Source organism: Sphingomonas gei (assembly GCF_004792685.1).
Classification (GTDB): domain Bacteria; phylum Pseudomonadota; class Alphaproteobacteria; order Sphingomonadales; family Sphingomonadaceae; genus Sphingomonas; species Sphingomonas gei.
On sequence record NZ_SRXT01000006.1, the window covers coordinates 39,072 to 58,363 of the forward strand.

Sequence of the window (19,292 nt, forward strand, 5' to 3'; positions counted from 1 at the left end):
CCATGGCTGGTGCAATTGTTGACATTTTGAAGTCAGGCGCGCCGTCCGCGGGGAGACAAGAAAATCTATACCGATCCGGAGGAGGTTTCGGGTTCGTTCCGGTGGCTTTCGGGGCCATGCTGCGGGAATCAGGGCAGGATGTGCCTGAGGCTTCCAGGAGAGCAAGCCCATGTTTACCCGTATTTCCCCATTTCTCGCAGGTATTTCGCTGGTCGCTTTCGCGACATCGGCGGCGGCACAGACCGTTGACCCCATCCCCGCGGAAGAGACCGCCGGGGAGGAGATCGTCGTCACCGGTTCGCGCGTTGCCGAGCGCAGCGTTGCCAACAGCCCGGTTCCTGTCGATGTTATCGGCGGCGACGCGCTGACCAAGTCGGGCGCGACCGAGACCAATCGCCTGCTGCGCGATCTCGTGCCGTCGTTCAACTTCCCCCAGCCCTCGCTGGTCGACGGCACCGATTCGCAGCGGCCCGCCACCCTGCGCGGCCTAGCGCCCGACCAGGTGCTCGTCCTCGTCAACGGCAAGCGCCGGCACACTTCGGCGTTGCTCAACCTCAACGGTTCGGTCGGCCGCGGCTCGTCGGCAGTCGATCTGAACGAGATCCCTGCGATCGCGATCGACCGCATCGAGATCCTGCGCGACGGCGCCTCTTCGCTTTATGGTTCGGATGCGATCGCCGGGGTGATCAACCTCCAGCTGCGCCGCAGCGAGGGCACGCGCGCCAGCATCACCTATGGCAAGTATCTGACGTCGATGGACGGCGTGTCGGACGTCACCGGGGTCGCCAATACCGGCGGTATTCCGACCGTGCTGACGCCGGGCGGGACCACCAACGACTTGCTCCAACTCAACACCGGCGGGGAGCGCGAGCGCCATGACGGCGATACGCTGACCCTGGCGACCAATTTCGGCCTGCCAGTGGGGGCGGGGGGCTATCTCAACCTCACCGCGCAATTCCGCGACCGCGACCCGACCAATCGCTCGGGCGCCGATCCGAGGCGGCAATATCTCACCGTGGGCGATCCGCGCGAGCTGTCGATCGACCGCTTCACGCATCGCTACGGCGACGGCGAGGCGATCGACTACAACCTCTTCGCCAATGCCGGCTACGATCTGGGCGGCGGCTTCGAGCTCTATGCGTTCGGGAGCTACGGCATTCGCGACGCATCGGGCGGCGGTTTCTATCGGCGCGCCAACGACGTGCGCAACCGCGACTGGTCGGCTTCGACGACGGCCTTCGTGCCGATCTATGCCGACGGGTATCTCCCGTACATTGCGACGGAGGTCGAAGACGTTTCGGGCGCGGTCGGCATCCGCGGCGATGTCGGCGGGTTCACCGGCGATTTGTCGGTGGTCTACGGATCGAACCAGCTCGATTACAAGGTGACCAACAGCGTCAACGTTTCGCTCGGCGCGGCGAACAGCCCGCGCAGTTTCAACGCGGGCGGGCTGCGTTCGGGGCAGACGGTGGTCAATCTGGACCTTAGCCGGAAGTTCGATTTTGCCGGGCTGCAATCGTTCGGGATCGCGTTCGGCGGCGAGTATCGCAACGAGAATTACAAGATCGTCGCGGGTGACGTCGCGAGCTACCTCAACGGTCCGTTCTCGGTCGCGCCGTTCAACGCGGCGGGCGGCGCGCAGGTGTTTCCCGGCTTCCGGCCGAACAACGCGACCGACGTGTCGCGCAACAGCTGGGCCGGCTATGCCGAGGCCGATGCCGACGTGACCGACTTTTTCTCGGTTCAGCTGGCCGGGCGCTACGAGCATTATTCGGACTTCGGCGATACGTGGAACGGCAAGGTCGCCGCGCGGCTCGAGCCCGTGGAGGGCATTGCGATCCGCGGCTCTGCTTCCACGGGGTTCCGTGCGCCGAGCCTCGCCCAGCAATATTTCACGGCGACCTCCACGGTGTTCACCGGCGGCAATCTGATCGAGACGGGCACCTTCGCGGTTTCCGATCCCGTGTCGCGCGCGCTCGGCGCCAAGGATCTGGAGCCTGAGAAGTCGACCAATCTCGGTGCGGGCGTGGTATTCTCGCTGGTGCCGGGGCTCACCGTCACCGCCGACTATTACAACATCAAGATTCGCGATCGCGTGGTGCTGAGCGAGTCGCTGAGCGGCGCCGCGGTGGTCGCGTTGCTGACCGGGGCGGGCATCACCAACGCCAGTTCGGCGCGATTCTTCGTCAACGGCGTCGACACGAAGACGCAGGGCGTCGACGTGATCGCGACCTACAAGGTGCCCGATTTCGGCGCGGGGCGGTTCACGCTGGCGGCGGGGTACAACCACAACCAGACCAAGATCATCGACCGCGCTTCGCTGCCGTCGCTGCCCGGGCTGATCGTGTTCGGCCGCGCCGAATCGCTCCGCCTCACCGACGGCCAGCCGCGCGACAAGATCAACGCTTCGCTGGACTGGGATCTGAAGCCCGTCGGGCTGACGCTGCGAACCAACCGCTATGGCCGCGTGCTCTCGACCGGCAGCTCGACCGACCTGGCGATCCCGGCGGGGCAGGGCGTTGCCGATTACTGGCTCGAGCCCAAGTGGATCACCGACGCCGAAATCCGCTTCCAGGCGCTTCCGGGCGTGCAACTGGCAGTGGGCGCCGACAATGTGTTCGACGTCTATCCGACCAAGGCGCCAGCGGGCGGCGTATACGGCAACAACAATTACTTCCTGCCCTACTCGTCATTCTCGCCGTTCGGGTTCAACGGGCGCTTCGTCTACTCGCGGATCGCCTTCGACTTCTGAGGCAAGTTCCCCTCCCGCTAGCGGGAGGGGAACGAAAGTCGCGGGCGGCGACGGGGATCAATGCCGGTGGTGGGGCTTCAGCTTGTAGCGGCCGCCGGCGTAGAGCTCGAACAGGCCGCTGATCGCCGGATGGTCGACCGGCTCGTCGGTGTCGTCGACGACGAGGTTCTGCTGGCTGACATAAGCGATGTAGCTCGAATCGGTGTTCTCGGCGAGCAAGTGATAGAAAGGCTGGTCCTTGCGCGGGCGGACGTCCTCCGGAATCGCCTCATACCATTCGTCCGAATTGGCGAAGACCGGGTCGACGTCGAAGATCACTCCGCGAAAATCGAACAGCCGGTGGCGAACGACTTCGCCGATCGCGAAGCGCGCGGACGATATCGGCGGCATCGGGATGGTGGCCTCGAGGGGCAGGCTGGCTATGGGTGTACGCGACATACCGACAATCTAGTGCCTCTTCGCTCCCGCACAAGCGCGGAGCTTGCGTCGCTCAAATGACTCAGCTAATGGCCCCCGCTCTATCGACCGGTGGCGCTCGTCGGAAACCCCGACAACGGCATCAAAGACCTCGCGGAGAGGTGGCAGAGTGGTCGAATGTACCGCACTCGAAATGCGGCGTGCCCTCACGGGTACCGTGGGTTCGAATCCCACCCTCTCCGCCACTTCCCCTGATTAGCTGAGACTCAGCCGCCGCCGCTCTCGCGGATCGTTTCCATCGAGATGTAGGTCGACGTGCTCGCCACGTGCGGCAGGCTGGAGATGCGTTCGCCCAGCACGATGCGGTATTTGCGGATATCGGCGGTGCGGACTTTGAGCAGATAGTCGAAGCTGCTCGCGATCATGTGGCATTCCTCGACCTCGGGAATGCGCCGGACCGCGGCGTTGAACTCCTCCAGTGCCTTCTCGCGCGTGTCGGACAGCTTCACTTCGGTGAAGGCGACATGATCCAGTGCCAGCTTGGCGGGATCGATCCGTGCCGTGAAGCCTAGAATGACGCGGTTCTCGATCAGCCTTTTGAGCCGCTGCTGGCAGGGAGTCTTCGACAGGCCGATGCGCTCGGCTAGATCGGTGACAGTGATCCGACCATCTTCGCGCAGCACATTGAGGATCTTGCGGTCATATTCGTCCAGATCGACTGGATTCGCACGATCTGCCATGCATTTTGCCTTTCACGAGCGCGGTATCCGGCGTTTGTTGTAGTCGCTTGCCTCAAAGTAAGACAGATCGACTTCAAGTCGCGCACTATATTTGTCGCATGTCCACCAGCACCCCCTTTGCGGCATTCGCGCCACCAAGCCTTCCCCAGACGCCGCTTCGCACGGCCATCACCGAGGCATATCGGCGATCGGAGCCCGACTGCGTCGCGCCGCTGCTCGAAGCCGCGGCGTTGCCTGCCTATGTACGCGCCGCTGCCGAGCAGACGGCGCGCGACTTGATCGCGTCGCTGCGCAAGCAAGGCACCAAGAGCGGTGTCGAGGCGCTGGTCCAGGAGTATACGCTGTCGAGCGAGGAAGGCGTCGCGTTGATGTGTCTCGCCGAAGCGCTGTTGCGCATCCCCGACGACGCCACGCGCGATGCACTGATCCGTGACAAGATCGCGGATGGCGACTGGCGCGCGCATCTCGGCGGCAGCCGCTCGCTGTTCGTCAACGCGGCGACGTGGGGGCTGGTCGTCACCGGCAAGCTGGTCGACAGCGCCGACGACAAGGGGCTGGGTGCCGCGCTCACCCGGCTGATCGCGCGCGCCGGCGAGCCGGTGATCCGCCGCGGGGTCGATCTGGCGATGCGGATGATGGGCGAGCAGTTCATTACCGGCGAGACGATCGACGAGGCACTCAAGCGCGCGCGCAAGGAAGAGGCGCGCGGCTTCGGCTATAGCTACGACATGCTGGGCGAGGCTGCGGCGACCGCGGCCGATGCAGCGAGCTATTTCGACGATTACACGCAGGCGATCCATGCCATCGGCAAGGCGGCGGGCGGACGCGGAATCTATCAGGGGCCGGGGATTTCGATCAAGCTGTCCGCGCTGCATCCGCGCTATTCGCGGGCGCAGGCGGAGCGAGTGATGCGCGAATTGCTGCCCCGGGTGCAGGCGCTGGCGGTGCTCGCCAAATCCTATGACATCGGCTTCAACATCGACGCGGAGGAGGCCGATCGGCTCGAATTGTCGCTCGACCTGCTTGAATCGTTGGCGCTGGATCCGGCGCTTGCCGGCTGGAACGGGCTCGGCTTCGTCGTGCAGGCCTATGGCAAAAGGTGTCCGTTCGTGATCGACTGGATCGTCGATCTCGCGCGGCGTGCCGGGCGCCGGATCATGGTGCGGCTGGTCAAGGGCGCCTATTGGGATGCCGAGATCAAGCGCGCGCAGGTCGACGGGCTCGCCGATTTCCCGGTCTACACGCGCAAGCTGCACACCGATGTCGCTTATGTGGCCTGCGCGCGGAAGCTGCTGGCGGCAAAGGCGGTGATCTTCCCGCAGTTCGCGACGCACAATGCCCTGACCCTGGCGACGATCTACCGGATGGCCGGGCCCGAGTTCGCGATCGGCGATTACGAGTTCCAGTGCCTGCATGGCATGGGCGAGCCGCTCTATCGGCAAGTGGTGGGCGAGGAGGGGCTCGGCCGCCCGTGCCGCATCTATGCGCCGGTGGGGACGCACGAGAAATTGCTGGCGTATCTGGTGCGCCGGCTGCTCGAGAACGGCGCCAATTCGTCGTTCGTCAATCGCGTCGCCGATCCGGCGGTGTCGATCGACGAACTCGTCGCCGATCCGGTGGACGCGGTGCGGCGCGCGCAGGCGCCTGGAGCGAAGCACGATGCCATTTCGCTGCCCGTCGACCTCTATCCCGATCGCCGCAACTCGGCCGGGATCGACCTGGCGAACGAGATCGCGCTCGCGGCGCTGAGCGATGCGCTGGAGGCAAGCGCCGCGACGCAGTGGCGCGCGGCTGCGGGTGAGGGGACGGAGCGGTCGGTTCTCAACCCCGCCGATCATCGCGACGTGGTTGGCAGCGTTGTCGAAACCGCGCCCGACTCTGCCCGCGCGGCGGTGACGCGTGCCGCTGGCGCCTCCTGGTCGTCCGTGCCGGTCGGCGAACGCGCAAGGATGCTGGAGCGTGCCGCCGACGCGATGGAAGCACGCATGCCGGCGCTGATCGGCCTGGCGGTGCGCGAGGCGGGCAAATCGGTACCCAATGCGATCGCCGAAGTACGCGAAGCAGTGGATTTCCTGCGTTATTACGCGGTGCAGGCGCGCGCCTTGGCGCCCGGCGCCCGGCCAATCGGGCCGGTGGTGTGCATCAGCCCGTGGAACTTCCCCCTGGCGATCTTCACCGGACAGGTCGCCGCGGCGCTCGTCGCCGGCAATCCGGTGCTCGCCAAGCCTGCCGAGGAGACGCCGCTGATCGCCGCCGAAGCGGTGCGGTTGCTGCACGAGGCGGGGATTCCCGCCGACGCGCTCCAGTTCGTGCCCGGTGACGGGGCGATCGGGGCGGCCCTGGTCGGTGCACCAGAGACCGCGGGGGTGATGTTCACCGGCTCGACCGACGTGGCGCGGCTGATCCAGCAGCAGCTGGCCGAGCGGCTGTCGGCCGATGGCAAGCCGATCCCGTTGATCGCCGAGACCGGCGGGCAGAACGCGATGATCGTCGATTCGTCGGCGCTTGCCGAGCAAGTGGTGGCCGACGTCATCGCCTCGGCGTTCGACAGCGCCGGCCAGCGTTGCTCGGCGCTGCGCATCCTGTGCCTGCAGGAAGACGTCGCCGATCGCACGCTGGCGATGCTCAAGGGGGCGCTGGCCGAGCTGCGGATCGGCAATACCGATCGGCTGGCGGTCGACATTGGCCCGGTGATCACTGCTGAGGCCAAGGCCAATATCGAAAAGCATATCGAGGCGATGCGCAGCCGCGGGCGCCGGGTCGAGCAGCTGGTGCTATCGCCCGAGACGGCGCACGGCACCTTCGTACCGCCGACGATCATCGAGCTGGACAGCATCGCCGACCTGACCCGCGAAGTGTTCGGGCCGGTGCTCCACGTGATCCGCTACGCCCGCGACGATCTCGACGCGCTGATCGATGCGATCAACGCCACCGGTTATGGCCTCACCTTCGGGCTGCACACCCGGCTCGACGAGACGGTCGCGCAGGTCACCTCGCGGATCAAGGCGGGCAACCTCTACATCAACCGCAACGTCATAGGGGCGATCGTCGGCGTCCAGCCGTTCGGCGGGCGTGGGCTTTCGGGCACCGGGCCCAAGGCAGGCGGGCCGCTATACTTGCCGCGGCTGGTTCGCGATGTGGCGGCGCCGGAGCCGTGGCGCGAAGCCTTGGCGGACCCGGCGCTCGCCGATCTCGCCGGATGGCTGGACGCGAACGGCGAGCAGGCTGCGGCGGCGCTGGCGCGCGAGCTCGGAGCTGCGTCGCCCTTGGGCCGCGAGGCCGAACTCCCCGGGCCGGTCGGCGAGCGCAATCTGTATTCGCTCCACCCGCGCGGTACGATCCTGCTGGCGCCGGTGACTCGGCAAGGACTCTTCCATCAGCTCGCCGCGTGCCTCGCGACCGGCAACCACGTCGTGGTGGAGGGAGAGTCCGCGGGGCTGGCCGATCTGCCGGCCAGTGTGCGGGCGCGGATCCGCAGCGAGGCCGATTTGGTCTCGGGGGCGCTGGTCGAGGGAGACGCGGAGCAGGTTACGCGCATGCTGCGCAAGCTGGCCGCGCGTGAGGGCGGGGTCATCTCCGTGCAGGCCGCATCGACCGAGTCACTGGGCAGGGCAGATGCCTATCGTCTCAACCTGCTGGTCGAGGAGGTGTCGATCTCGATCAACACCACCGCGGCGGGGGGCAATGCCAGCCTGATGATGCTCGGCTGAAGCATCATATAAAGATTTCTTTATGTGATGCTTGACGACTCCGCGCGGTGGTGCGATCTGGAGCGGGTCAAGGTTCTTCGTCCGGGGCGTGCCCTGCGTCGGAGCTAAGACGGGAAGCCGGTGAAAAACCGGCGCTGCCCCCGCAACTGTAAGCGGCGAGCTGTGGTCCAACCATGTCACTGGGGTTCGCCCCGGGAAGACGGACCATCGCGCCGACCCGTGAGCCAGGAGACCTGCCTTCGACGCGACTACGTCCACCGGCGGGGTGCCCGGGTCGGCCGCTTGCGTGTCGGCCGGGCTATGGCCGTGCATGCGCGCGTCTGCTCCGCGTGCCTCGCCCCTCTTCGGGGTTGAAGAACATGACCGTTACCGTTGCTACTTTGGGATTTCCGCGGATCGGACCGCGGCGCGAACTGAAACATGCGCTCGAAGCGCATTGGGCGGGCAAGGCCAGCGAGGTCGAATTGCTCGACGCTGCCTCCGGACTGCGCACCGCCGCCTGGGCCCGACAGAAGGCGCTGGGTGCTGACTGGCTGCCGGCGAATGATTTCTCGCTCTACGATCACGTGCTCGACACCAGCATGATGCTCGGCGCGATCCCCGAACGCTATCGCAGCGCCGACGGCGAAGCCGCTCTCGCGACATATTTCGCAATGGCCCGGGGGACGACCGGTGGCCATGACGGTTGCGGGCACGGGAGCGTCACGGCGTGCGAGATGACCAAATGGTTCGACACCAATTATCATTATCTGGTGCCCGAACTCGCCGCCGGCCAGAAGCTGGCGCTCAACCGGCTCAAGGTGGTCGACGAATATCGCGAGGCCAAGGCGCAGGGCTATGCGACGAGGCCGGTGCTGCTCGGGCCGGTGACGTGGCTGAGCCTCGCCAAGGGGCGCGGAGTCGATCCGTTCGAGATGCTCGACGAGGTGCTCGGGCTCTACGCCGCGATCCTTGGCCAACTCGCGCATGCCGGGGCCGAATGGGTGCAGATCGACGAGCCCGTGCTGGTGCTCGATCTCGACGAGAAGCAGCGGCGCGCGCTCACGCGCGCTTATGCCAAGCTTTCGCGCTCGGGGCCGAAGCTGATGCTCGCCACCTATTTCGGCGGGCTCGGCGACAACCTGTCCTTCGCCGCGGCGCTGCCGGTGGCGGGGCTGCACGTCGATCTGGAGCGCGCGCCCGAGCAACTCGAACCGCTGCTCAAGGCCGCGCCCAAGTCGCTGCTGCTGTCGCTCGGCGTGGTTGACGGCCGCAATGTCTGGCGTTCCGATCTCGAGGCGCTGCTCGACCGGCTCGAACCTGTGGCGGCGACGCGGGATCTGGTGCTCGCGCCGTCCTGTTCGCTGCTGCACGTGCCGGTGGATCTGGCGCTTGAAACCAAGCTTGGCGAAGTTGCCGAGTGGCTCGCCTTCGCGGTGCAGAAAATCGAGGAACTGGCGGTGCTTAAGCGCGCGCTCAACGAAGGGCGGGGGAGTGTTGCCGACCAGCTCGCAAGGTCTGCGAGTGCGAATGCCAGTCGCAAGGCGTCGCCGCTGGTGCACAATCCGGCGGTTGCCGCACGGGCAGCGGCGGTGACCGAGGCGATGGGCGAGCGTCAGGCGGACATCTCCGAACGCGCCGCGGCGCAGGCGGCGGTGCTCGACTTGCCGGCTTTTCCGACCACGACGATCGGCTCGTTTCCGCAGACCGCCGAAGTCCGCAATGCCCGGGCGCGGCGCAACCGCGGCGAGCTTGATGCGGTGTCCTATGAGGCATTTCTCCGCGAGGAGACCGAGCGCACCATCCGCTGGCAGGAGGAAGTCGGGCTCGACATGCTCGTCCATGGCGAGTTCGAGCGCAACGACATGGTCCAGTATTTCGGCGAGCAACTCTCCGGGTTCGCGTTCACCGTCAACGGCTGGGTCCAGTCCTATGGTTCGCGCTGCGTGCGGCCGCCGATCCTCTATGGCGACGTCTCGCGGCCGCAGCCGATGACCGTCGAATGGTGGCGCTATGCCCAGAGCCTGACCGACAAGCCGGTCAAGGGCATGCTCACCGGGCCGGTGACGATCCTCAACTGGTCGTTCGTCCGCGACGACCAGCCGCGCGCCGATTCCTGCAAGCAGATCGCACTGGCGATCCGCGACGAAGTGGCCGACCTCGAGGCGGCGGGGTGCAAGGCGATCCAGATCGACGAGGCGGCGCTGCGGGAAGGCCTGCCGCTGCGCCGGGGGGATTGGGCGGCGTATCTCGACTGGGCGGTAGCTGCCTTCCGGCTCTCCGCGGCGGGGGTCGGCGACGCCACGCAGATCCATACCCATATGTGCTATTCGGAGTTCAACGACATCCTGCCCGCCATCGGGGCGATGGACGCCGACGTGATCTCGATCGAGACGGCGCGGTCGCAGATGGAATTGCTCGAGGGGTTCGCGGCGTATCGCTACCCCGGGGCGATCGGGCCGGGGGTCTACGACATCCATGCGCCGCGGGTGCCGGGGGAGGACGAGATGGTCGCGCTGATGCAGCTGGCGCAGCAGCATCTGCGGCCCGAGCAACTCTGGGTGAACCCTGATTGCGGGCTCAAGACGCGCAAATGGGATGAGGTGAAGCCGGCGATCGAGGCGATGGTCGCCGCGGCGCGGACGTTGCGGGCCTCCGCCTGAGGTAAGCTCCCTCTCTCCGCCTGCGGGGAGTGGGCCGGGTAGAGGGGGCTATCGAGCGTGCATTGCGCTTGCCCCTCTCCCGGCCTCACTTCGTTCGGCCACCCTCTCCCCTGAAGGGGAGAGGGAAATCAGTCTCCACTCACCAGCGGATAGCGCCCCCGGAAATCGTCGAGCAGGCGCTCGATTATCGCGTTCTCGCCGTTGCTGCCCGAGGGCGACACCATCCAGTTGCAGTGCGGATGCGTCTCGGGGCTGTAGACGCGGATCTTGCCCAAGGCCGCGCGCCAGTCGCGCTTGCTGCCGCCGGACCGGCGGATCAATGCCGTCACCAGCAGGTCGTGAAGCTCGCCGGTGGTCATTCGGTCGGGCGGCCGCCGGGCTTCCATTCGGGCCGCGCCTTGCTGTCCGCCATGCTGGCGAGCGGTGCGACAAGCGACTGGATCGCCCGCGCCATGAACGGAATGTCGAGCCGGTCCACGGTGTCATCCGGCGTGTGATAGGTCGGCACCGTCGCCCAGCCCGAGACGGTGTGCGCCACCACGCCCTTGAGCGCCAAGGCGTAATTGTCCGAGCGCTGGAAGAAGTTCTGCTCGGGGTAGGGGTCGGTGGTGACCAGGGCCCCGTGCGCCTTCAAGGTCTCGCCGAAGGTCGAGCGCTCATAGCCGGTCATCATCATCGTGCCGGCGGGGAGCTTGGGGTCCTGCTGGCCAATCATCTCGATCTCGAGATTGGCGACCACATCGCTGAGCGGCACCGGCGGATGCTCGGCGAACCAGCGCGCGCCGAAGCCGCCGGCTTCCTCGCTGCCATAGGCCACGAAAAATATGCCGCGGCGATGCTTTTTGCCAACCAAAGTGCGGGCCAGCTCGAGCACCGCGGCGGTTCCCGAGGCATCGTCATTGGCTCCGTACATCACCTTGCCGTCGGGGCGGACGCCGAGATGGTCGAGATGCGCGGTGACGAGCAGCACGCCTGCCGCGGGGTCGGTGCCGGGGAGATAACCGAGCGCATTGGTGGTGACTTGCGCCTGCTCGACCAGCCCGGGCAGTTCGAGCGCGACCTCGGCGCCGTCCTGTGCGGCGAGCCGGTCGAACGCGGCGTCGTTCAGCGCGAGCACGGTCGGGCGGGGGCGGGGCGTCTCGCCCTTGATGAAGCGGGGGAGGCGGGGGCGGCGGCCGATGCGGTCGTAATAGCTGCGGACCGGTTCGGTGGCGCGGACGATCACCAGCTTGACCTTGGCGGGATCGACGCCGCCGGCGAACTGGAGCCCGTTGACCCCTGCGCCGGTGACGATCAGCGCGTCGGCGGCGGGGGCCTGCCTCGGATCGGTGCCGACAAAGACAGCGAGCTTGCCGCGGACCGGCTGGCCGGTGGAGGAGAACAGCAAGGGGGCGTCGACCGGGGCGCCGTTGGCAGTGAGCGTCGGTGGGCCGTCGAGGCGCAGCGTGACGATATCGACCGGCTGGGTGTAGCCGGTCATTCCTGGCGCGGTGGCGAGGCCATAGCCGCGGAACATCGCCGCGACATAGGCGGCGGCGGCGGCCTCGTCGGGCGTCGCGCTCCCGCGGCCGCGCAGCGCCGGGCCGGCGAGCACATCGACATGCGCGCGGACATGATCGGGGGTTATCCTCGCGGGCGCGCGCTGGGCGGTAGCGGGGGCGGCGAGGGCGGCCGCCAGCGCACCGGCGAGGAGGATGGTCTTCAATCTGTGCATGTTGCCCCGCGTCTGGAAGTCGGTTGCGTTTAGGAAGCGGCGCGGCGGAGAGCAACGGGGGGCGGGCAGCAAGACCCGATTTGGTTGACTCGGTTGACTCGAAAACAAAGATCTTGCGCGGACGTTGAATCGCTAAGTTGTTGATATAAAAAGATTATATTGGAGGCGGATTGTCTCGATGGGCAATTGCGCGCCGGTCACGCGGCGCAAAGGTCGCACCAAGTCACACCAGGACCGCACCGTGCGCGATTGACGCGCCGCCTGGCACACCCTCGCGCGCCGATGCGGCGACACGCATGCGCTCGGCGGGATGCTGCGCACTGGGTGGACCAAACCGACGACATCAAATAGCGGCCCGCCGGGCGGCAGCGTATCGCTCGCAGCAGAGCAAATCCTACATTGGCTTTTGCAGGAGAACTGACTGCTTCAATGTTAGAATCGGGTCCCGGCCGCCCGTTCAATGCAGCTTGGCGATGTTCAGGCTGTCGAGCTTGGCGCGTTCCTTGACCGATTCCTCGCTTCGGGTGAGCGCCTTGGCGATCGCGCGCAGCGGCATGCCCTTCTTGGCGAGGGTGTGCAGCTTCTGGATCTCGTCGGTCCGCCAGGGCTGGCGGTGGCGCTCGAAACGCTCGGACATCTTCGTCTCCTGTTTAGCCCGCGCAATGCCAGTCCGGTGGGGCCGTGGCCATGAAGATTTCTGTGGAAAACACCGGACAAGAGGGCTTGCAGACGCCCAAAGCGCGTGAATCAGCGCGTATCGGCGCCCTACGAGTCGGCGAGGGGGGCGTCTGGCGGCACAGCCCGGCGCGCATCGTTCGGCTGCGCGGGCGCGCGACTTCGCCGCCGCGCGCCGACGCAAACGAAACGGGGCGGGCCCCATCCGAGACCCGCCCCGCTCCTGTGTCGTACGGTGCGCCAGCGCGTGCCGGCGGCAACCTTACTTGACGTGCTTGGAGATGTGCTTGTTCATCTCGAACATCGTCACCTTCTTGGCGTCGAAGATCTTCTCGAGCTTGTCGTCCGCCAGAATTTCCCGCTTGTTTTCAGGGTTCTGGAGGTTGTTCTTCTTGATGTAGACCCACATCTTGCTGACGATCTCGCTGCGGGGCAGATCGGCGGTGCCGACGATCGCGGCCAGCTCCGGCGAGGGCGTTACCGGCTTGGCGATACCACCACGTGCTCCGCCAGCTGCTTTAGTTTCGGCCATTCTCTCTTCTCCTGTTCGAACCCGTTTCCGGGCTATTCCTTCGTCAGCGCCGCGGGCTTGTGCGAAGCCTTCCCGCCGTTGTCGCTCTCGACGATGTACTGGGGTTCGTGCTCGGATGCACGGACCTGATGCCCTTTGATATGGGTATCGTGCGTCTGTCTAGAGAGCAGTTTGCCATGGGCGGTGCCGCCGTGCGATTTCCAGCTGACCCGATCGCCCTTCGCAAGATGCTCCGCCATCGTCATTTCTCCGTGACCCTACAGGGATTAAGCGCCGGGACACGGGGCAAGTTGCGCGCGCGCAACGCTTCGTCGCGTTCGTGGTCCGGCTCGGCGGAAACGTTGCGCCGCCGGACCGATGGAAGCCGGGCGAGGCCCATGCTATCAGCCGCGCGTGATGCGGGAGGACGGGATGCGATTGCTGGTTTTGGGCGCGATGCTGGCGCTGGGCGGCTGCGGCGGTGGCGGGACTACCGGCACCAATTATTCGGATGCGCCGCCGATGGCGGAGATCGTCGGTACGCCGACGCCCAAGCCGAGCGAGACGCCCACGCCGGAGGCTGAGGCGGTGGACAACGCTATAGTGGAAAGTGCGGCCGTGGACGAGAACGCCGCTGCAGCCGCGGAGCCGGCGAACGCCGCCGAATAGGCGCTGCCCTCGCGTACGAACATCGGTCTCCAACCCTCTCCCCTTGCAGGGGCGATATTTCGCCAGGAAATGCGTACGGTGGACAATCCGGTCTCCACGCGGCATTATCCCGCCCGTGACCGACGCGCTGCACCTTCTGCGACTTATCCGCCCTTAGGGGCCGGACCGCCGCACGCGCGCACGTCTCTAAGGGCATCGGCCTAAGGCCAAACCAGACCTTCCAGCATGACCTGGCGCGCGCTACGGCGCGGCCGCGACCCTCGAGAGGCGAAGTCCCATGTTGCGCGACCCTAGCGTAAAATACCGTCCGTTCCCGCAAGTGAACCTGCCCGACCGGCAATGGCCGAGCCGGACGATCACCCAGCCGCCGCGCTGGCTCTCCACCGACATGCGCGACGGCAACCAGGCGCTGATCGATCCGATGGACGGCGAGAAGAAGCAGCGCTTCTTCGACTTGCTGGTCAAGGTCGGCGTCAAGGAGATCGAAGTCGGCTTCCCCAGCGCCGGCGCGACCGAGTTCGACTTCATCTCCGGGCTGGTGCGCGAGGATCGCATCCCCGACGACGTGATCGTCCAGGTGCTCACCCAGTCGCGGCAGGATCTGATCGAGACGAGTTTCCAGAGCCTGAAGGGCGCGAAGCGGGCGATCGTCCATCTCTATAATGCGGTGTCGCCGGCGTGGCGTCGGATCGTGTTCGGGATGAGCCGCGACGAGATCCGCGACATCGCCATCGCCGGCGCCAAGGTGCTGCGCGACGAGGCGGCAAAGCAGCCCGACACCGACTGGCACTTCGAATATAGCCCCGAGACCTTCTCGACCGCCGAGCTCGATTTCTCGGTCGAGGTCTGCGAGGCGGTGATGGAGATCCTCCGCCCCACGCCGGAGAAGCCGCTGATCCTCAATCTGCCGGCGACGGTCGAGGCGGCGACGCCGAACATCTATGCCGACCAGATCGAATGGTTCGGACGCAATATCCGCAACCGCGAGTCGATCGTGATCAGCCTGCACACGCATAACGATCGCGGCACCGGCGTGGCGGCGTCGGAGCTCGGGCTGCTCGCCGGCGCGGACCGCGTCGAGGGCTGCCTGTTCGGCAATGGCGAGCGGACCGGCAATGTCGATCTGGTGACGCTGGCGCTCAATTTGTACACGCAGGGAGTCGATCCTGGGCTCGATTTCTCGAACATCGACGAAGTCATCCAGACAGTCGAATATTGCAACCGCCTGCCGGTGCATCCGCGGCATCCTTATGCCGGCGAACTGGTGTTCACTGCGTTTTCGGGGAGCCACCAGGACGCGATCAAGAAAGGCTTCGCGGCGCAGGAAGCGCGCAACGATCAGTTCTGGGACGTGCCGTATCTGCCGATCGACCCCAAGGATCTCGGCCGCGATTACGAAGCGGTGATCCGGGTGAACTCGCAATCGGGCAAGGGCGGGGTCGCCTGGGTGCTCGAGCAGGATCGCGGGCTCAAGCTGCCCAAGCGGATGCAAGCGGACTTTTCGCGGCACGTACAGGCGCTGGCCGACGAGACCAGCCGTGAGCTCAACGCCGCGGATATCCGGGCGAAATTCGAGGCGGTGTATCTGCCCGGCGAGGGCGACCGGATCGCCTTGGTCGATTACGAAGAGACCGGCGCGGCGGGGCAAAGGGTGTTCGTCGGGCGGATCGCAGTGGACGGAGTCGAGCAAAGCATCTCGGGGCGCGGCAATGGCTTGATCTCGGGGGTTATCGACGCGCTTGCGGGGACGACGGGGCCGTCGCTCGACGTGGTCGATTATAGCGAGCACGCGATCGGGCACGGCGCCGATGCGCAGGCGGCGGCCTATGTCGAATGCCGGACCGCGGATGGCCGGACGGTGTTCGGCGTGGGGATCGATGCGGACATCGCCACGGCTTCGGTGCGCGCGGTGCTGAGCGCGGCGAACAGGGTGGGTTGAGAGGCCGGGGCTTGGTGAGGGGTAGTGCGGAGCGAAGCTCCGCGCGGCTGCTGCGCAGCCGCACCCCCTCACCCAGCTCCGACTAAGGCTTTGCTTCGCAAAACTTAAGTCTGCGCAACCCTCTCCCCCTTGCAGGGGGCGAGGGAGGCACGGCTGAATGTCTAGGTTGCGCTCAGTTGTAGTTCAGGCCGTAATAGCCATAGACGCGCTCGCCATAGGCTTCGTCATAAGCAGGCTGCGCGTCGGCGGCGTAGCGCGGCGCGCCTTCCAGCGTTTCCTTGTCGATATCGACGACATAGCCGCCCCGCTCGGTGTCGTAGGTCAGCATGTCCCAGGGCAGCGGATAATAGTCGCTGCCGATCCCGAAGATACCGCCGAACTGGAGCACGGCATATTCGGCCTGGCCGGAGACCTTGTCGACCATGAAATTGTAGATCGATCCGAGCTTCTCGCCGTCGTCGTTGTAGACGGCGGTGCCTTCGACCTTGTTGGAGGCGATCAGCGTCGCGGTCTCGTCGGTCGCGATTTCGGCGTCGTTGGCGATTTCCGTATCGGTCATAGCGCGTCTCCTGGACTCAGCCCCCGCCGGCCCAGCCAGGATGCGCCGGACCGGTGACGCGACGATGACAGCCGGGTTCAGCGGCTGGGATCGATCAGATATTTCGCACCGGTCGCCTTCTTTGCATACGCTGCGACCACCGCCGGATCGAGGACGTCGGCCAGCGAGATCGTCGCGGTGTAGTGGCTGGCGAACGTGGTGGTCAGCTCGGCGGCGACGCGGGCGCGCAGCCGCATATTGCCCTCCATGCCGAGCTTGATCAGGAACGGCGTCAGCAGGAAGCCGCTGACGCCCCAGGCGAAGCCATAGCCGCGGTCGAGCTCGGTCGGGCCGGTGTCGAGCATGCCGTAGATATAGACTTGCTTGAAGGTCGACGAGCCGTAGCGGCTATACTCGGTCGCGTTGCGGCTGGCCGCGGCTTCCATCGCGTGGAGGATCGCGTTGGCGAGCTTGCCGCCGCCGATCGCGTCGAAGGCGAGGGTGGCGCCGGTTTCGGCGATCGCGTCGGTGAGCTTTTCGCGGAAATCCCCGGCGCTGCTGTCGACGATGTATTTCGCGCCGATCTCCCGGAGGATCGCGGCCTGCGCCTCGCTGCGGACGATGTTGACCAAGGGCACGCCGTCGGCGAGGCAGATACGGTTGAGCATCTGGCCGAGGTTCGATGCGGCGGCGGTATGGACCAGAGCCTTGTGCCCTTCGGCTCGCAGCGTTTCGACAAAGGCGAGCGCGGTGAGCGGATTGACGAACATCGAGGCGCCGTCGGCGGCGCTGGCGCCCTCGGGGAGCGGGATGCAGTCGCGCGCGGCGATTTTCCGGTACTGTGCGTACATCGCGCCGCCGATCATCCCGACCTTCCTGCCGAGCAGCGCGGCCACATTGTCTCCGGCCTGGACGACGGTGCCGGCGGCTTCGTTGCCGACCGGCAGCGACTGGTCGAGGCGCGCCTTCATCGCCGCCATCCGCGCCTGCGGGATCGCGGCGGTGAGGGTGGGGCGGTCGGCGGTGCCGCCGGGCTGGAGCGTCGCCACGTCGGCGGGGCCGAGCAGCAGGCCGAGGTCGGACGGGTTGATCGGCGAGGCTTCGACGCGGACCACGACTTCGTCGGGGCCGGGCGGGGTCAGCGTGACGGGCTCGAGGGTCAGCGTGAGCCGGGCGTCGCCCGATATCGTGGAGCGCAGTTCGAGGCCGGTCAGCGGATCGGGCATGATGTTCTCCTGTCAGTCGCGGCGGCGGGTGATCTCGCAGCCGATGCGGGCGTCGGGATAGACGTCGAGCTTGGTCGAGCGCACGCGGACTTCGCGGACGCGCGGGTCGCGCAATGCGAGCGCGGCCACTTGATCGCATAGCACTTCCTGCAGCGCGAAATGGCGCGCGGTGGCGAGCGCATGGATTTCGCGGCGGAGGAAGTCGTAATCGACGACGGCGTCGATCCGGTCCGCGGGCGGCGCGGGGTAGCGGCAGGTCATCGCGACGCTGAGCACCACGCGTTGCGGTGCCTGTTCGTGCGGATGGATGCCGAGCCCCATGACGATTTCGAGCTCGTCGAGCAGGATAGTATAGTCAGGCATCGGGGCGCGTCCGTCCTTCGAACATCACGTCGCCGTCGCGCGGCAGGAAGCGCTGGCCGCAATCGACGAAGATGTTCTGCCCGGTGATGCTGCGGGTGAGCAGCAGATGCTCGACCGTCGCGGCCACGTCGTCGAGCGCGACGGGCTGCTGGAGGAGGTTCTGGCGGGCATGTTCGGAGAATTCGTCCGCGGTCTGGTCGAGGCTGGGCAGCGTGAGCCCCGGGGAGACCGCGTTGACGCGGATGCGCGGGGCGAGCGCGCGCGCCAGCATCTCGGTCGCGGCGGCGAGCGCGGCCTTGCTGCAGGTGTAGGTGAAGAAGTCGGGGTTGAGGTTGGCGACCTTCTGGTCGAGCAGATTGACCACTGCGCCGGAATCGAGATCGGCCTGCTCGGCCAGGGCAGAGGCCAGCGCGACCGGCGCGCCGAGATTCACCCGCATATGCTGGTCGAGCAAGGCGAAATCGGTGATCGGCAGCGCGTCGAAGGCGAATTGCGAGGCGTTGTTGACGAGGCCGTCGATTGGCCCGCCAAGCCCTTCGCGGGCCGCCGCGATCAGCGCGGGCGCGGTAGCGGGATCGGCGAGTTCGCCGCAGACGATGCAGGCATGGCCGCCTGCAGCCGCGATCGCGCTGCGCAGTGCCTCGGCGTCTTCGGGCGCATGATGGTGGTGGATCGCCACGCCGTGACCGCGCAACGCGAGCCGGCGCGCGATTCCCGCGCCGATCCGCTTTGCGCCGCCGGTGACGAGCACGCGCATCAATAGCCCATCAGCTTGAGCACTTCCTGGCGGCTGCGCTCGTCGTCGCGGAAGACCCCCATCATCCGGCTGGTGACCATGCCGACGCCGGGGGTGCGCACGCCGCGCGCGGTCATGCAGGCGTGGCTCGCCTCGATCACCACGGCGACGCCGATCGGCTTAAGGCCGTTCCAGATGCAGTCGGCGACTTCGGCGGTGAGGCGTTCCTGGACCTGAAGCCGGCGGGCAAAGGCATTGAGCACGCGCGCGAGCTTCGAGATGCCGACGACATGATCCTTGGGCAGATAGGCGATCGACGCCTTGCCGATGATCGGCGCCATGTGATGCTCGCAATGCGACTGGAACGGGATGTCCTTGAGCAGGACGATCTCGTCATAGCCGCCGACTTCCTCGAACACGCGGGCGAGATGGTATGCGGGGTCTTCGCCATAGCCCTGGCAATATTCCTTCCAGGCGCGCGCGACGCGCTGCGGCGTGTCGATCAGGCCCTCGCGCGCGGGATCGTCGCCGGCCCAGCGGATCAAGGTGCGGATCGCCTCGGCGACGTCCTCGGGCACGGCGATCTTGGGGGGCGGCGCGATCAGATCGCCATCCTCCGCAGGATCATGCACTTCCGCCATCCGCCCGTCCTTCCTCGCC

17 protein-coding genes, 1 tRNA gene and 1 riboswitch are annotated in these 19,292 nt (G+C 66.6%); of the genes, 6 read left to right on the forward strand and 12 right to left on the reverse strand.

What is annotated here, in order from left to right:
• Window positions 1–169: 169 nt before the first annotated feature.
• Window positions 170–2,752, forward strand: coding sequence for a TonB-dependent receptor plug domain-containing protein (locus E5A73_RS15115; protein ID WP_135964682.1), 2,583 nt, complete (start codon window positions 170–172; stop codon window positions 2,750–2,752).
• A gap of 57 nt (window positions 2,753–2,809) precedes the next feature.
• Here E5A73_RS15115 and hspQ read toward each other — a convergent pair whose 3' ends face one another.
• Window positions 2,810–3,190, reverse strand: coding sequence for a heat shock protein HspQ (gene hspQ, locus E5A73_RS15120; protein ID WP_135964683.1), 381 nt, complete (start codon window positions 3,188–3,190; stop codon window positions 2,810–2,812).
• 134 nt (window positions 3,191–3,324) lie between these two features.
• Here hspQ and E5A73_RS15125 point away from each other — a divergent pair.
• Window positions 3,325–3,414: transfer RNA gene (locus E5A73_RS15125), tRNA-Ser, on the forward strand.
• 21 nt (window positions 3,415–3,435) lie between these two features.
• Here E5A73_RS15125 and E5A73_RS15130 read toward each other — a convergent pair.
• Window positions 3,436–3,909: an Lrp/AsnC family transcriptional regulator gene (locus E5A73_RS15130; protein ID WP_135964684.1), complete on the reverse strand. Its 474-nt coding sequence runs from the start codon at window positions 3,907–3,909 to the stop codon at window positions 3,436–3,438.
• 98 nt (window positions 3,910–4,007) lie between these two features.
• On the opposite strand from E5A73_RS15130, the gene putA reads away from it, so the two are divergent.
• Both putA and metE read left to right on the forward strand, forming a co-directional pair.
• Window positions 4,008–7,619, forward strand: coding sequence for a trifunctional transcriptional regulator/proline dehydrogenase/L-glutamate gamma-semialdehyde dehydrogenase (gene putA, locus E5A73_RS15135; RefSeq protein WP_135964685.1), 3,612 nt, complete (start codon window positions 4,008–4,010; stop codon window positions 7,617–7,619).
• A gap of 53 nt (window positions 7,620–7,672) precedes the next feature.
• Window positions 7,673–7,875: riboswitch (cobalamin riboswitch) on the forward strand.
• A 103-nt stretch (window positions 7,876–7,978) separates the two neighbouring features.
• A complete protein-coding gene (metE, locus tag E5A73_RS15140) occupies window positions 7,979–10,261 on the forward strand; it encodes a 5-methyltetrahydropteroyltriglutamate--homocysteine S-methyltransferase (RefSeq protein WP_135964686.1) in 2,283 nt (760 codons plus the stop codon).
• Between the two features lie 128 nt (window positions 10,262–10,389).
• On the opposite strand, the gene E5A73_RS15145 is transcribed toward metE, so the two are convergent.
• From E5A73_RS15145 to E5A73_RS15165, 5 genes are all read right to left on the reverse strand, one after another.
• Window positions 10,390–10,647, reverse strand: a complete 258-nt coding sequence (locus tag E5A73_RS15145) for a hypothetical protein (RefSeq protein ID WP_240700216.1) — start codon at window positions 10,645–10,647, stop codon at window positions 10,390–10,392.
• Complete coding sequence (locus tag E5A73_RS15150; protein ID WP_135964687.1) at window positions 10,617–11,975, reverse strand: M28 family metallopeptidase; 1,359 nt, start codon at window positions 11,973–11,975, stop codon at window positions 10,617–10,619. Before E5A73_RS15150 ends, E5A73_RS15145 begins: the two co-directional genes overlap by 31 nt.
• Window positions 11,976–12,432: 457 nt before the next feature.
• A complete protein-coding gene (locus E5A73_RS15155) occupies window positions 12,433–12,612 on the reverse strand; it encodes a hypothetical protein (RefSeq protein ID WP_135964688.1) in 180 nt (59 codons plus the stop codon).
• Window positions 12,613–12,912: 300 nt separating this feature from the next.
• Window positions 12,913–13,182: an SWIB/MDM2 domain-containing protein gene (locus tag E5A73_RS15160; RefSeq protein WP_135964689.1), complete on the reverse strand. Its 270-nt coding sequence runs from the start codon at window positions 13,180–13,182 to the stop codon at window positions 12,913–12,915.
• 32 nt (window positions 13,183–13,214) lie between these two features.
• The gene (locus E5A73_RS15165) at window positions 13,215–13,421 is read right to left on the reverse strand and encodes a hypervirulence associated TUDOR domain-containing protein (protein ID WP_135964690.1); all 207 of its coding nucleotides are present in this window, start codon (window positions 13,419–13,421) and stop codon (window positions 13,215–13,217) included.
• A 172-nt stretch (window positions 13,422–13,593) separates the two neighbouring features.
• Between E5A73_RS15165 and E5A73_RS15170 the strand changes: the two genes are divergently transcribed.
• Together E5A73_RS15170 and leuA are read left to right on the forward strand one after the other, a co-directional pair.
• A complete protein-coding gene (locus E5A73_RS15170) occupies window positions 13,594–13,830 on the forward strand; it encodes a hypothetical protein (RefSeq protein WP_135964691.1) in 237 nt (78 codons plus the stop codon).
• Window positions 13,831–14,107: 277 nt separating this feature from the next.
• Window positions 14,108–15,769 (forward strand): 2-isopropylmalate synthase, encoded by a 1,662-nt coding sequence (gene leuA / locus E5A73_RS15175; RefSeq protein WP_135964692.1) that lies wholly within the window; start codon window positions 14,108–14,110, stop codon window positions 15,767–15,769.
• Window positions 15,770–15,941: 172 nt separating this feature from the next.
• On the opposite strand, the gene E5A73_RS15180 is transcribed toward leuA, so the two are convergent.
• The 5 genes from E5A73_RS15180 to folE form a co-directional block, all read right to left on the reverse strand.
• Complete coding sequence (locus tag E5A73_RS15180) at window positions 15,942–16,328, reverse strand: PRC-barrel domain-containing protein (protein ID WP_135964693.1); 387 nt, start codon at window positions 16,326–16,328, stop codon at window positions 15,942–15,944.
• 77 nt (window positions 16,329–16,405) lie between these two features.
• Window positions 16,406–17,533, reverse strand: a complete 1,128-nt coding sequence (locus E5A73_RS15185) for a zinc-binding dehydrogenase (RefSeq protein WP_135964694.1) — start codon at window positions 17,531–17,533, stop codon at window positions 16,406–16,408.
• Between the two features lie 12 nt (window positions 17,534–17,545).
• Window positions 17,546–17,896 (reverse strand): dihydroneopterin aldolase, encoded by a 351-nt coding sequence (locus tag E5A73_RS15190; RefSeq protein WP_135964695.1) that lies wholly within the window; start codon window positions 17,894–17,896, stop codon window positions 17,546–17,548.
• Complete coding sequence (locus E5A73_RS15195; protein ID WP_135964696.1) at window positions 17,889–18,653, reverse strand: SDR family oxidoreductase; 765 nt, start codon at window positions 18,651–18,653, stop codon at window positions 17,889–17,891. Before E5A73_RS15195 ends, E5A73_RS15190 begins: the two co-directional genes overlap by 8 nt.
• A complete protein-coding gene (gene folE, locus E5A73_RS15200) occupies window positions 18,653–19,273 on the reverse strand; it encodes a GTP cyclohydrolase I FolE (RefSeq protein ID WP_135964697.1) in 621 nt (206 codons plus the stop codon). Before folE ends, E5A73_RS15195 begins: the two co-directional genes overlap by 1 nt.
• Window positions 19,274–19,292: the final 19 nt, after the last annotated feature.